Genomic DNA, 14,860 nt, shown 5'->3' with positions numbered 1-14,860 from the left:
GTTCGATCGATTCATTCTCGTCCAGCACTGATTACAGTTGAATACATGCACAACATGATTTTTGCCATTCTGCTTGGAGCCATCGGAATTCCCTCGGTTGCCTGGGCTCAGCTTGATCCCATGGAGGCCTCGGCACGGGCCAAGGCGGATCGCCCCTGGTTTGCACAATTCATGGCAGGCGAACCGGTGGTGGCGGGCTTCCCCGGAGAATCCGAAGCGGATCGTCTCGAGCGAGTGAAGCCTTGGGCGGATGCCAAGTTCGGACTCTTCCTCCACTGGGGACCTCAACGGGCAGGCGGTGAATACATTATCAGCCAGTCTGTTTTGGACAAGTTCAATCCGGTCAAGTTCGACGCCGAGCAGTGGGTGCTGACCGCCAAAGATCTCGGATTCAAGTACATGGTGATCACGACGAAGCACCATGCGGGGTTCTGCATGTTTGATTCCGCGTACACCGAACATGACATCATCGACGCGACTCCGTTTGGTCGTGATCCGATCAAAGAGTTGGCGGACGCCTGCGCGAAACATGACATGTTGCTGGGGTTCTATTACTCGGTTTGGGATATCAAACATCCCGCCTACACCAAGGACATCGGTAGCCCGAATTACGCGACGTATCAGCAATATATGATCGACCAGACCACCGAGCTGCACACGAAGTTTGGTCCGATCGCCACCTTGTGGATGGACGGCGAGTGGGTGAATACTTGGACATTTGAGCGTGCCTCGCAGTACCGCGATGTCGTTCGCAAGCTCCAGCCTAATATTTTGTTGGTTGATCGAATCGGCCAGCGTCGTCTGGGTGATGGTGACTATGGCTCTTCAGAGAATTTCACACCTTACATCGGAGACAATATCAACGGTCGGCTATGGGAAAGCTGCCAGCGGTTCGACGGTCGCTGGTTCTACACGGGCAAGGATGACTCCCAGTCGGTGCAGTGGGCTCTGCACAACCTAGTCGATACGGTCTCGCGAGGTGGGAACCTCTTGTTAAACATGGGGCCAACCCCTGAAGGTTTATTACCGCCCAAAAGTGTTGCAAAACTAAAACCGCTTGGTGCTTGGTTACACAAATATGGTGAAGCTATTTATGGAACCCAGCGAGGACCGCACTATCTTCTGGATTGGGGCAACTGCACCCGGCGTGACAATACGCTGTACTACTTCATCGCTGACTGGCCGCAAGATGGCACGCTGGTCATTCCTGGATTGAATGAAGGCAAGTCAAACGCGGGAATTATGAAGATGGAGTTTATGGGCGAGTCGTCGGCAGTGTCGGTTTCTTTCGAACATTCAGGCAGTGATGTCTTGGTGAGAGTGCCGAATGCTCCGGTGGATCCATTGATGAGTGTGCTAAAGGTGGAACTCGACGGTCCACCGGTGGTCAACAATGCGCTCCGACCACTCGCCGTTCCACTGCGTCCTCAACAAGGAAATGCGGATGTAAACGTGGATGACTATTTCCTCTCGGCTGCCTTTGCCAAGATTCACGGTGATGATCTGCATTTTTCGCTTGGCGCCGGAGCTGGCGGTCAGCGCGAGAATCTGAAAGGGTGGACGAACCCAGCGGATTGGGCCGAATGGGAAATTGTCGTCGATCAACCGGGCACATACGACCTTCGAGTCAACTACACCAGCTGGATGAATAGCGGGAAATTTGTTGTAGAAGTTGCAGGCAAATCGTTCGAGCAGGTGGTGACGCCAACCGGTAAGCTGAGAGGCCGACAGTCTCCGTTTGCCGCTGCGTTCGACACCGTCAGCCTGGGGCAAGTGCAGTTCGATCAACCCGGTCGTTATCAGGTATCGGTGAAGGCGGTGGAAATCGATCCCAAGGCGATTCAGTATGACCAAGGGCTGATGTTGTTACGCGAAATCATTCTAGCGAAATCAAAGTGAACACGAAGATTTCCACACGGACAACGCCGGATGGCGCAGCCTCGGTGCACTATTTCGTAGCGTCCGCGTTGGCTCCTATTAATCCGTTTAGAAAAAAACAGACGAAACAATCATGAACTATCTACACAACAAAATTTGGATTCTGTTTCTGATATTGTTTGGCCTGGTTTGCCCGTCGGCACGCGCGAGAGCCGAGGATCGGCCACCGAACTTCGTGATCATTTTCACTGATGACTTGGGTTACGGTGACTTGAGTTGCTTCGGATCGACGACAATCAAGACGCCCAACATCGACAGGATGGCGAACGAAGGGATGCGGCTGACCAATTTTTACGCTCAGACGGTTTGTGGGCCTTCGCGAGCGGCGCTGATGACGGGTTGTTATCCGCTACGAGTCGCGATCAACCAAAACAAAGTCGAGGTTCACCCGGAACTGCACAGCGATGAAATCACGATCGCGGAAGTGTTGAAGCCGGTCGGTTACACCTCCGCCGCTTATGGTAAATGGGATTTGGCGGGGCACAACGGAGAGAAGTACGTTCCTTCGCTGCTGCCACTGCATCAAGGTTTTGATGAATTCTTTGGAACGTCAACCAGCAACGATTCCAAGGTAGACCTGTTCCGCGGCGACGAGGTGATCGAAAAGAGTACCGACATGCGACTGCTGACCCAGCGTTACACCGACGAAGCGATCGACTTTATCCAGCGCAGCAAGGATCAACCGTTCTTTGTCTATCTGGCGCACACGATGCCACACGTGAAGCTTGCGGTTTCGGACGCCTTCAAAGGAAAGTCTGATGGTGGTTTGTATGGCGACGTCGTCCAGGAAATTGACGCAAACGTCGGACGGATTCTGGAAACACTCAAAACGGAGGGACTGGACGATAACACCTACGTGGTTTTCACTAGCGACAATGGGCCTTGGTACTTTGGACGCAGCCGAGGCCATCTGAAAAGGTTTGGAAAAGATGCGGTGTCACATGGTGGATCCGCCGCACCGCTTCGTGGCGCGAAGACATCCACGTGGGAAGGCGGCTTGCGAGTCCCCTGCATCATTCGCGCACCCGGTAAGGTCCCGGCCGGTACGACGTGCGATGAAGTCGCATCGACCATGGACCTGTTGCCAACCTTCGCCCGGCTGGCCGGAACCACGGCTCCCACCGATCGGGTGATCGACGGGCATGACATCCGCGATCTGATTCATGGAGTTGCCGGCGCCAAGAGTCCCACCGACGCATTTTTCTTTTACCGCCGTACGCGACTGGAGGCGGTCCGCTCGGGAAAATGGAAACTACATCGTGCTCTGCCTGCCGATCGGCAATGGTCCCATTACAGCAAGGCTGAGGACGCGATTGACATCACTCGACGGATGTTGTTTGACCTCGACGCGGACATTGCCGAGACCAATGATGTGGCCGATCAGCACCCCGAAGTCGTCGCTGAGCTGATGAAGCTGATCGAGCAAGCTCGCACGGACATCGGAGACCAAGATCGCATCGGTGAAAACGCCCGCTTCTTTGATCCGCAACCCCGCCGGCCGGATATCAACAAGTCCGCCTCTCGCCAACGCAAAGACAACTAACCAAAGAGATATCATGAACCGTCCAACCAATCTCGCAGCCGTTGTCATTGCCGCACTGTGCCTGATTGGGATCCGCTCTGGCCATGCCCAAGATGCTGAAAATGCCCCCATCTCGATCCCGTCGCTGCTGACCGAAATGGTCAACCGCGATTCGGTGGCTCGTTTCCCACAATTCGAATTTCGACTGAAACAGGCAAGCAGTTACAATCGGGCCTCGAAAACACCTGACGATCCCAAAGGCTGGTTCGCCAATGGCGACTTCAACAAAGGGGAAAAGGCCCAGAATTTCCTTCGCATCGAAGAGAACAACGGTCGCAAAGAGTGGGTTTTGATGGAGGACGATGGCCCCGGCGTGATCGTGCGCACGTGGATGCCCTTCAAAAGTCCGCCGAAAGATACATTGATCCGTTTCTATTTGGACGGCTCGAGCGAGCCATCCTTCGAGGGCAATGTTTGCACGTTGCTCAATGGCAGCGGACTGATCCCGTATCCGTTTGCACATTCGTCTCTCTTGTCAGCGGTTTCTTTCTTTCCAATTCCCTACGCGAAGAGTTGCAAGGTCACGATGACCGAAATGCCGTATTTCTATCAGATCACCTACCGGAAATACGCCGAGGGCACGCCGGTGAAGACGTTCTCCATAGACGATTTCAATGCGGCATCGGCGACGGTCGACGCAACCGGCAAAACCTTGCTCCATCCGTCCGCAACCGAAACCGAACCAGCGGTCGTCCTTGACGAGACATTGGCACCAAAATCGGAAGCGGCTGTCGATTTGCCAGCGGGACAAGCCGCGATTCGCACGCTGTCGATCAAGTTGGGCAGTTACGATGATCCCGCTGTTACCCGCTCGACCGTGCTAAAGATTAGCTTCGACGGCAAACAGACCGTTTGGTGTCCGGTCGGTGATTTCTTTGGTTCCGGCGTTGGCTTGAACCCATTTCAGGGTTGGTATCGTACGGTTGAAGAAGACGGCAGCATGTCGTGCCGCTGGACAATGCCTTATCAAGAGTCCGCCAGAGTCTCCTTGGTTAACTTGAGTGACAAATCGGTTGATGCGAGGTTGGAGGTCAAGACGGGAGACTGGACTTGGGATGACCGGTCGATGTATTTCCATTCGACCTTTCGCAGCCAATATCCGGTGCCGACGATGCCTCGTTCGGATTGGAACTACGTCACCACAAAAGGACGCGGGGTCTACGTCGGCGACACGCTGACGATCATGAATCCAGTTGTCGGATGGTGGGGCGAAGGCGACGAAAAAATCTGGGTCGACGGCGAAGACTTTCCGTCACTCTTCGGGACAGGAACGGAAGACTATTACGCCTACTCGTGGGGCGGCGAGAGTACGGACTTTTACGAACACCCGTTTCATGCCCAGGTTCGTTCCAATGTTTACAACAAGTTGAACCGTAAAAATCCCAATAATTTGGGAGAGCGGGATTGCCGTGGTTTTAGTACGGAAACACGCACCCGGGCGCTGGACACGATGCCCTTTGGAAGTTCCTTGCAGCTCGATATGGAAGTGTGGTCGATCAGCGATTGCGATATGGGATACGCAGCGGGAACGTATTGGTATGGGTTTGCGGAGACCACATCGAACCGTCAACCCAGTACTGACGAAGCGCTCAATGTGCCACCGCTGCCCGACATGACCAAAGAGCCGACCGCAAAGCCGATTGCGAAGAGAGGAGCCAAACGGGCACCCGCGAAATCGGGTATCCGCCGTTTTGCTGACGCCAGCGAATGCGAGACGATGCCAATCGCGGCGAAGTCGGATGGATTGGCTGCTGCAGCGCAGGATTTATCTAAAATTAAGGGGACATGGAGTGCTTCGAGTCATCTGTTTGTTCGCAGCAGAAAGATCGGAGACTTTGTCGAATTGCAAATTCCAGCTCATGGAGGCGATGCGACAAAATGGGTGCTTCATGCCACGAAGAGTCATGACTACGGAATCGTGCGTTTTACGGTCAATGGAAAGGCCGCCGGTGAGGACGTGGATCTCTACGCCGAAAAGCCCGTGCCGTCAGGGCCGATCAAACTGGGTGTGTTCGCGCCGGTCGATGGTTTGTATGTGCTTCGTGCGGAGGTCGTCGGCAAGAACTCGACGAGCAATGGTGTCTTTTTCGGTCTCGACTGTGTTGTGGTCGATGCAGAGGCCCAGAATCAAAGCCAGTCGAAGGCAAACGCAGATTTGGGTGCAAGCATGCCGCAGTCGCAACCGAACATCGTGATGCTGATCTCGGACGACGACGATTACGAACACTTTGGGTTTATGGGCAGCAATATTGCTCAGACGCCAGCGCTTGATGAACTCGCAAGAATGGGGACGCTGTTCACAACCGCTCATTGCCCTGCTTCGCTGTGTCGTCCGTCACTGGCGAGCATCTTGTCGGGACGCTTACCGCATCAACACGGTATCTACGCCAACTATCTGCAAGACACAAGAATCGGTGTCGACACGGTAAAACTTGACCCGACCGGCTCACTACCGAATCAACTCAAAGACGCTGGCTACGCCACCTACGCGACTGCGAAATACTGGGAAGGCGATCCCCGCAAGATGGGATTCACGCATGGAACTGTGGACGTCACGTTCAAAGGGTTCCAAGGCTTCGTTCGAAATGATCAAGACGAACTGTTTGAATTTATTGATGGGCAACATGAATCCAAGCCCATGTTCATCTGGTGGGCACCGCTGCTGCCACACAAACCGCACAACCCGCCAGCCAAGTATGCCGAGCGATTTGCCGAGACCGAAATCCCTATTCCTTCGTTCTATCAGCGCGATCCCCAAAAGTACGTCGCCGCGATGCGAAAGTTCTACGCCATGGGAACTTGGTTTGATGACGGTGTCGCGGACTTGGTCCAGAAGCTAAAGAGTGCCGGTGAGTACGAAAACACAATCTTTCTATTCTACGTCGACAATGGTTATTGCTTCGGAATGCCCGCGAAGAATTCACCGACGGAGAAGGGGCTGCGCACCCCGATGTTCGTGACATGGCCCGGACACTCCGATGTGATTCCAGCAGGCAGGCGTATTGACCGACCCAGTCGTGCGATTGATCTGCACGCGACGGCGCTTGACTACGCAGGATTGAGGACAAGTGAGAACATCGAAAGTCGCTCACTCCGAGGGCAGATCGAAGTCGCCAGCGAAGACGCCCGTGATGGTGCCAGTGCGGACGCAAGTGACGTGATCTACGGCACCGCATTCGCCCACGTGCCCGCCGCATACAAGGGTGACCCCGCCATCGAACGCAGTGCCGAACGGGATGTGTATGCGTTGTATGTGCGAACAAGCCAGTGGAAGTACATCCTCTACACTCAGGACATTGGTAAGCAGAACGAGGCATACATCCGAATGGTGCATGAATTGAGCGACACATTCACGCGTCACCAGGGTGAAGAGAACTTGTACGACTTGAATGTTGATCCCTATGAACAAAACGACCTCGCGTCGGATCCCGGGCAAGCCAAACGGCTTGCTGAATTTCGCAAGCAAGTGCTCGACTGGTGGAAACGCACCGGCGGCGGTCCACTGAAGGTTGGAATGTAGTGCCGGTTCCTACAGTCACGCCCGCATTAATTGGCTTGTGGGAACCGGCCAAACTCCAAGAGACGTACAAAAATGAACTCGTTTAAAAAAATATTGCTGCTGGTCGCTATCACGATTGCCGTCCAGGGCATCGCTGTTCCTGTTCAATCTCAGCGATGATATCTCCGAGACGACCAACGTGGCCAGCAATCACCCCGAGCTTGTGAAGCGACTGCACGCTCAATGGAGAGAGTGGGACAAGGCAAGCAAACCGCCGCTGTGGAGTCGCTCGAGTAAAGGTGAATACCAGTTCGCCGACTACGAATGGCTCAAAGGATCACCCCACTATCACGCGAAGGAAGAATGAACGTATGACGAAACAGACGAACATCGCAATGAAATTGATTCTTGTATTACTGGCCGTCTTCACGGGCAGAGTTCATGCGGTAGCGGCTGCGGAGACACCGAACGTGATCTTCGTACTGACTGACGATCTGGGGTATTCGGATGTCGGTTGCTACGGGGCGACGAAAGTAAAGACGCCGAATATCGACACATTGGCGGCTGGCGGATTCAAATTCACTGATTTTCACACCGCGGCGAGCATTTGTTCTCCGTCGCGTGCAGCGTTCCTGACCGGCGGCTATCCACAACGGGCCGGGATGTACATGGGGATCAATCCCAACCGCACGGCGCACTGGTTCCTCGGATTGCATCCCAATGAGATCACGTTGGCCGAGCAATTTAAAGCAAAGGAATATGACACGTTCATGGTCGGCAAATGGCATCTCGGTACGGAACCAGAGTTTCATCCACTGAAGCAGGGATTCGATCACTATTATGGGATGCCATGCAACTTTTCACATTCGCCAAAGTTCTTCGACGGCGAGCAAGAAGTCTTCGCTCAAACGCCACTGGATCAGCTGACCGAACTGTACACGCAGCGTGTCACAAAGATCATTCGCGATTCGGGTGACAAACCGTTCTTCCTGTACTACGCGCACAACTATCCGCACACGCCTTACAAAGCTGGGAAGCGTTTTGCGGGTTCATCGCAAGACGGCGTGCGCGGCGACGTGATGCAAGAGCTGGATTGGGGCATTGGCGAGATGATGAGGGCGGTTAAGGAGGCAGGCATTGCCGAGAACACGATCGTCATCTTCACCTCCGACAATGGCCCCACGAATCCTGAGTATGCCAAGCCGTATCGAGGCACAAAGTACGTAACCTTCGAGGGTGGTCATCGCGTTCCATTCATCGTTCATTGGCCCGCCGCGATCAAACAAGCGGCTGTCTCGGATGTCCCGATCAACGCCATGGATCTGTTCCCAACGCTCAGTCAAATCATCGGCGTTCCGCTGCCAATCGACCGCACCTACGACGGTGAAAGCCTGCTGCCGCTGCTCGCTGGTGAGCCATTGAAAAGAAACGTAGATCAACCGTTCTTCTACTACAACTGCGAGAATCTGCAGGCGGTTCGGTTGGGTGATTGGAAGCTGCATCTGACTCGCACCGCCGATCAGCTGCCGTTTTGGGAAAAGAACAAGACATTCGTGAAGCTGAAAAAGCCAGTGCTCTACAACCTTCGCACCGACCCAAGTGAAACGACGGATGTTTCACCGCAGCACCCGGAAACCGTCCAGCAGATATTGGGAATTGCGAAAGACGCGCGAGCGGAACTGGGCGAATACATGCAGCGAGGCACTGCCCAGCGACCGACCGGGAGCGTGATCGCGGATGCCCCCGTGATCAGCCACGAAAAGGACTGGCCGCAAGTCGACCCGGCAACACGGCAAGCAATCCATAATGAACGAATGAAACGTTATCCCGAATTTACCGAGAAGAAACGAAAGAGGAGATAAGCCCCCACTCTCCACTCCTCTTTCACAAAGAAAGAATAGGTAGGAAAATTAGGGGTAGGAAGAGAAGAAAAAGTAATGGTTTGCAGAGATGAGCTGTCTTCATTTTCCTACCCCTAATCTTCCTACCTGAACCTTCCGCACCCGGCCCTAATGTCCAAATGCCAATCACCTGGGCAGTCTTGCTGACGAAGCCGTTTATAAATGCGACGATTGGAATCGACTGCACGAGTCAGTCCTTTGGACGCCGTTCACTGGATCATCATCAGTTACCATGAAGTTATTTTCACAACGATTGTGAGGTAGGAAAACTAGGGGTAGGAAGATAAGGAAAAGTAATGGTTTGCAGAGATGAGCTGTCTTCATTTTCCTACCCCTAATCTTCCTACCTGAATCTTCCGCACCCGACCCTAATGTCCAAATGCCAATCACCTGGGCAATCTTCGTGACGAAGCCGTTTATAAATGCGACGATTGGAATCGACTGCACGAGTCCGTCCCTTGGACGCCATTCACTGGATCAACATCAGTTACCATGAAGTCATTTCCACAACGATTGTGAGGTAGGAAAATTAGGGGTAGGAAGAGAAGAAAAAGTAATGGTTTGCAGATTCGAGATGTCTTCATTTTCCTACCCCTAATCTTCCTACCTGAATCTTCCGCACCCGACCCTAATGTTCAAATGCCAATCAACTGGGCAGTCTACGTGACGAAGCCGTTTATAAATGCGACGATTGGAATCGATTGCACGAATCAGTCCCTTGGACGCCGTTCACTGGATCAACATCAGTTACCATGAAGTTATTTTCACAACGATTGTGAGGTAGGAAAATTAGGGGTAGGAAGTTAAGGAAAGGTAATGATTTGCAGATATGAGCTGTCTTCATTTTCTTACCCCTAATCTTCCTACCTGAACCTTTCATGCAGGCCCTAGTTCAAATGCCAATCATCTGTCCAATCGAATTTGCACCGCTAAGTACAGAAGACTTCGGTCCACTTGACTATGCGGTCATGGAGCATGCCTACGCATCGCATAAGTACTTGGGCAGCCTCGCTGACGAAACAGTTTATCAATGGGATTTTTGGAGTCGACTTCACGACGCGGGCTACAATGCCGATCGTGAAGTGCCAGTCAGCATAACTTTTGAGTCGTTCAGAAAAGATTACTTTTTAGACTTGGTTGTTGTCGACAAGGCTGTATACGAACTGAAGACAGTATCCTCCCTGACTTCCCGTCACTTGGCACAATTGCTGAACTATCTGCTACTCCTTGATTTGCAACGTGGTAAAATTATCAACTTTCGCCCGATGTCGGTTGATAGCAAGTTCGTGAACGCTCCATTGTCAGGAGCAGACCGCAGGCGGTTCACGATCAATAGTCACGACTGGAGAGGTCCACAAGCACTGTTGGATCTTGTTAGGCGATTACTCGTCGACTGGGGAACGGGACTGGAGATGGCGCTTTACGAACAGGCGATAATGCATCTCATGGGAGGAGACGCTCAAGCCAACGTTATGCTCGATATGTCGCGGGAAGGAAAGTCGCTGGGGCTGCAACGATTTCACCTTGCCACACCTCAATCCGCATTCCGGTTGACGACGTTTATAAAACCGCCTGACGGGTACGCTTCGCAATTATCTCGACTGTTGCGAGCCAGCCCTTTGGACGCCATTCACTGGATCAACATCAGTTATCATGAGGTCATTTTTACAACAATTGTGAGGTAGGAAAATTAGGGGTAGGAAGACAAGAAAAAGTAATGGTTTGCAAATAGGAGCAGTCTTTATTTTCCTACCCCTAATCTTCCTACCTGAACCTTTCATGCCGGCCCTAGTTCAAATGCAAATCAACTTCACGCACCTGAGTACAGGAGACTTCGGCCCGCTTGACTATGTGATGATGGAACATCGCTTAGCTACCTGGGCAGTCTTGCTGACGAAGTCGTTCATGAATGCGACGATTGGAATCGACTGCACGAGTCCGTCCCTTGGACGCCGTTCACTGGATCAACATCAGTTACATGATGTCGTTTTTACAACAATTGAGAGGTAGGAAGATTAGGGGTAGGAAGATATGAAAAAGTAATGATTTGCAAATAGGAGCTGTCGTCATTTTCCTACCCCTAATCTTCCTACCGAATCATCAACCAGATAAATCTGACCTTTCTCGCAATATCGAAAACAACAATCGAGACATAAAAATGCGAATATCCTTTTTTGTACAGCTTTGTATTGCTGCTTTGCTGCTTCTCGGACCTAATACTCTGCCTGCCCAGGAGACTGCCGCGCCGCGTTATGACGGCAGTTGGGAATCGCTTCAAAAGATGCCGGTGCCTGGCTGGTTTGACGATGGCAAGATTGGCATCTTCATTCACTGGGGGCCTTACAGTGCGATCGGTTACAAGAAGGGCGGTCGCGGCTATGCCGAACATGTGCCGAAGTTGCTCTACGAGGAATCAGCACACTACTATCCGTACATGGAGAAACGATGGGGAGCGCATCCGCCCGAGTTCGGTTACAAGGACATCATCCCGGAATTCAAAGCGCAGAATTGGGATCCTGACGCGTGGGCAAAATTGTTCGCCGACGTCGGCGCAAAGTACGTTGTGTTGACGGCTGAACATCACGACGGCTGGGCCAACTGGGATTCTGACCTGACGCCTTGGAACGCTGTCGACATGGGACCGAAACGTGACTTGGTCGGCGACCTTGGCGAAGCGGTGCGCAAGCGGGGACTCAAATACGCGCCGTCATTCCATCGTGAACGTCATACGGGTTTCTTCGCGAAAGAGAAATACGTGGTTCACAGTGAGCCGCGACCGGATATCGCTGAAGAAATCCGGCGAGTTCCTGAGGCGGCCTCGCTGTACGGACCTTTCAGTTACGACAAAGCGTTTGTCGATGACTACGTCGCCCGCTGGAAAGAGATTCAAACGAAGTACCAACCCGACTTTCTGTGGATGGACGATTTTCCGATCTACACCCGCGACGGCAATCAAGTGCGGGCCGGACAGATGCAGCCAGAGATCAAGTATATGGACGATTCTCTCCGCGGCATGATCACCGACTTCATGAACGATGGTGCTGCGCGCGGACAGGATGTCTACGTCAACAACAAAGGTGCAAACCGCAATTGGCCTGATGGCGTCGGCTGTTTGGAAAAGGACAATCTGAAACTGAAGGTCATCGGACCGAAGTGGGAAAGTTGCACGACTTTCGGAACGTCATTCGGCTATCTCGAAGGCGACAAGTACAAGACCGTCGAAGGCGTGATCCACGAGATGGTTGAAGTCATCAGCCGCAATGGGAATTTCCTGATCAACATTGGCCCCAGGGCAGACGGCACGATTGTTCCCGAGCAGTTGGAACGATTACATGCGATGGGCGATTGGCTGCGGATCAATGGCGATGCGATCTATGGTTCACGCTATTGGAAAGAGAGTGACCAGACGGATGAACATCTGGCCTTCACGACCAATGGCAAGAACCTCTACGCGATCAAGATGACCGAGCCGTCAAAGCCTTTTACGATCACCGGCACGAAGGGGTGGAACGCGAGTCAGGTAACGTCAGTTCGGCTGCTCGGTTCCGACTCAAAGGCAACTTGGGAAATGACTCCGCAAGGCTTGCAAATCACACCACCGAAAGAGTTCGGCCGGAGCAAATATGCATGGGCTTTTGAAATCGTTACAGATCGCGAGCAGCACGTTCCCAATGTGATTCAGCATGATGCCTCCGAGGCCTTGAAAGGCACGCAAAAGGTCAACCTGGATGGGCATGACACGACGCAGCGTGCCGTTCCGATGGGACCTGCTCATCCCACGATGAAACCTTTCGTACTGCCGGGCTCGGCCGTGGTGATTGAAACCGTATCCAGTGCGGGTGGCTTTCAAAAGCTGTTGCCGGCGCTGGCATCAGGCAGGAAGGTTACTGCAAATCTGACAACTCGTAATGATCCGCTGAAGTCACTGACGGACGGAAAAGTGGCCGCCGGGGTGGGGCCGGTGTTCGGAAATGGTATTCGCGGTGGAGCCTATAAAATGGATTTGGGCTCGGCACAATCCGTTTCGGCCATCACCAGTTGGTCCCACAATTGGAAAGGGATCCGTGGTGCTCAAAAGCTGGTCCTTTACGGCAGCGACGCGGCGACCGATCCGGGTTGGGATCTGACCCGTTTTACCCCGCTCGGCATCATTAATACGACCGGCGAGGCGAAGGCGGAGTTCACAGCGGCATCGTTGCGGGCATCGACCGGGCAGTCGCTCGGTCAATTCCGCTGGATTGTTTGGGCCGTGTCCCCGGTTACTGAAACTCAGGGCGGCGAGAACACCGCATTCCAGGAGCTTGCGGTCGAAGTTGTCGAATCAGAGGATTCCGCTGCCTCCGACAAGCCCAATATATTGTTCATCGTTGCCGATGACCAAGCGCCCTTTGATCTTAAAATCTACGATCCGGATTCGCCGCTGGAGACGCCGGTGATTGACCGTCTGGCCGCCGAGGGTTTGGTGATCGATGGAGCCCATCAGATGGGGGCTTGGTGTGGCGGCGTGTGCACTCCGTCGCGTCATATGATCATGTCCGGCCGCACACTTTGGCATGTTCCGGATAAACCAAAATTGGGTCGGAATCCGATGGAATCGGATCCCAATCATGTGCCGCTGGATCTTGCGGACCATACCATGGCGGCAGTTTTCAACGCGGCGGGGTATGACACGATGCGAACCTGCAAGAAAGGGAATAGTTACGCTGCTGCGAATGCGAAGTTCACGGTGGTTCATGATGCCGTCAAGCGAGGCGGCACGGATGAGTCAGGCAGCGCGTGGCACGCGAAGCAAGTGCTCACCTATCTCGACGGGCGCGAGGCCTCCAACGACCAGGATCCGTTTTTGATCTATTTCGGTTTCTCGCATCCTCACGACACGCGAGACGGGAAGCCCGAGTTGTTGGCCAAATATGGCGCGGTGAATCATCGGGACAAAAACAGCCTTCCGCCAGCCAATCCGAAGCAGCCGAAGCTTCCAATAAACTATCTCCCGAAACACCCATTCAACAATTCAGATATGAAGGTGCGCGACGAGGTGAACGTCAGCGGGGTCTGGACCAACCGTGATGAACGCACCATTCGCAACGAACTGGGCCGCGAGTTTGCCTGTAGCGAAAATATCGACATCCAGATCGGTGCCGTATTAGATAAGCTCAAGCAGATGGGCGAACTGGAGAACACCTACATCATCTACACGTCCGACCATGGAATGGCGATCGGCCGTCACGGACTGCAGGGCAAACAGAACCTCTACGAGCACACCTTCCGCGTCCCCTACATCGTGAAAGGTCCCGGCATCAAGTCAGGATCGCGTGCAGTAGGTAATATCTACCATCTCGACGCGCTCGCTACTTTGTGCGACCTCGCTGGGATTGAGGCGCCGACGACCAGCGAAGGCATTAGCTTTAAACCGGTTCTCGAAGGCAAGCAGGATACGGTCCGCGATGTACTCTATGGCGCGTATTGCGGTGGTGCAAAACCTGGAATGCGCTGTGTTAAGAAAGGCGATTGGAAACTGATTCGCTATGAATCGGTCGAAGACGGCGTGAGCGAAACCCAGCTTTTTAACCTAGCCGAGAACCCAGATGAACTGTTGGCCCAGCACCACGATCCGAAGGTGATTGCGTTAACCCAGTACACGCCGAATCCGAAGCAAACCAATCTCGCGAGTGATCCGGCCTATGCCGAGAAGCTCGAGAAAATGGAGCAGATTCTGCTGGACGAGATGCGCAAACACTTTGATCCGTATCGCTTCTCCGATCAGCCAGATGATAGTCTGAATACAAAAGACGTTTCCGATTCGCCAGCACACAAGAATAAGCCAGCGAAGAAACGTAAACAGCCCGCCAAGTAAGTGTTTGCACGACGCGAGTTTCTGGCGATGCCATTTGCATTGAACTTTTAGGGTAGTGGACGAGGCAACGAGTCCTTGAAGTGCGG

The 14,860-nt window shown here is 53.2% G+C and carries 7 protein-coding genes and 1 pseudogene; all 8 read left to right on the top strand.

The window, feature by feature from the left end; all coding sequences use genetic code 11:
• Positions 1-54: 54 nt before the first annotated feature.
• The 8 genes and pseudogenes from SH528x_RS28195 (at position 55) to SH528x_RS28160 (ending at position 14,774) form a co-directional block, all read left to right on the top strand.
• Positions 55-1,899 (top strand): alpha-L-fucosidase, encoded by a 1,845-nt coding sequence (locus tag SH528x_RS28195; RefSeq protein WP_442506773.1) that lies wholly within the window; start codon positions 55-57, stop codon positions 1,897-1,899.
• 112 nt (positions 1,900-2,011) lie between these two features.
• On the top strand, positions 2,012-3,481 hold the full coding sequence (locus SH528x_RS28190) for a sulfatase family protein (protein ID WP_442506772.1): 1,470 nt from the start codon (positions 2,012-2,014) through the stop codon (positions 3,479-3,481).
• 13 nt (positions 3,482-3,494) lie between these two features.
• Positions 3,495-7,040 carry a DUF2961 domain-containing protein gene (locus SH528x_RS28185; RefSeq protein WP_442506771.1) on the top strand — a complete coding sequence of 1,182 codons (3,546 nt, stop codon included), beginning with the start codon at positions 3,495-3,497 and terminating at the stop codon, positions 7,038-7,040.
• Positions 7,041-7,155: 115 nt separating this feature from the next.
• A complete protein-coding gene (locus tag SH528x_RS28180) occupies positions 7,156-7,386 on the top strand; it encodes a hypothetical protein (RefSeq protein WP_442506770.1) in 231 nt (76 codons plus the stop codon).
• 4 nt (positions 7,387-7,390) lie between these two features.
• Complete coding sequence (locus SH528x_RS28175) at positions 7,391-8,881, top strand: sulfatase family protein (protein ID WP_442506769.1); 1,491 nt, start codon at positions 7,391-7,393, stop codon at positions 8,879-8,881.
• A gap of 917 nt (positions 8,882-9,798) precedes the next feature.
• Entirely contained in the window at positions 9,799-10,605 is an 807-nt protein-coding gene (locus SH528x_RS28170; RefSeq protein ID WP_442506768.1) for a GxxExxY protein, read from the top strand.
• 473 nt (positions 10,606-11,078) lie between these two features.
• A pseudogene (locus tag SH528x_RS28165) lies at positions 11,079-12,275 on the top strand (alpha-L-fucosidase); the annotation flags it as partial.
• A 999-nt stretch (positions 12,276-13,274) separates the two neighbouring features.
• Entirely contained in the window at positions 13,275-14,774 is a 1,500-nt protein-coding gene (locus SH528x_RS28160) for a sulfatase-like hydrolase/transferase (RefSeq protein ID WP_442512191.1), read from the top strand.
• Positions 14,775-14,860: the final 86 nt, after the last annotated feature.

This window comes from Novipirellula methanifontis, from assembly GCF_052161655.1.
In the GTDB taxonomy this organism is placed as follows: domain Bacteria; phylum Planctomycetota; class Planctomycetia; order Pirellulales; family Pirellulaceae; genus Novipirellula.
Note: the sequence above shows the minus strand (reverse complement) of the source record. Positions and strands in the feature narration are given on the sequence as shown.

Bases quoted from the DNA above. Each gene is read 5' to 3' on its own strand.
- SH528x_RS28190 (WP_442506772.1), top strand. From the start codon at position 2,012: ATGAACTATCTACACAACAAAATTTGGATTCTGTTTCTGATATTGTTT.
- SH528x_RS28175 (WP_442506769.1), top strand. From the start codon at position 7,391: ATGACGAAACAGACGAACATCGCAATGAAATTGATTCTTGTATTACTG.
- SH528x_RS28185 (WP_442506771.1), top strand. From the start codon at position 3,495: ATGAACCGTCCAACCAATCTCGCAGCCGTTGTCATTGCCGCACTGTGC.
- SH528x_RS28195 (WP_442506773.1), top strand. From the start codon at position 55: ATGATTTTTGCCATTCTGCTTGGAGCCATCGGAATTCCCTCGGTTGCC.
- SH528x_RS28170 (WP_442506768.1), top strand. From the start codon at position 9,799: ATGCAGGCCCTAGTTCAAATGCCAATCATCTGTCCAATCGAATTTGCA.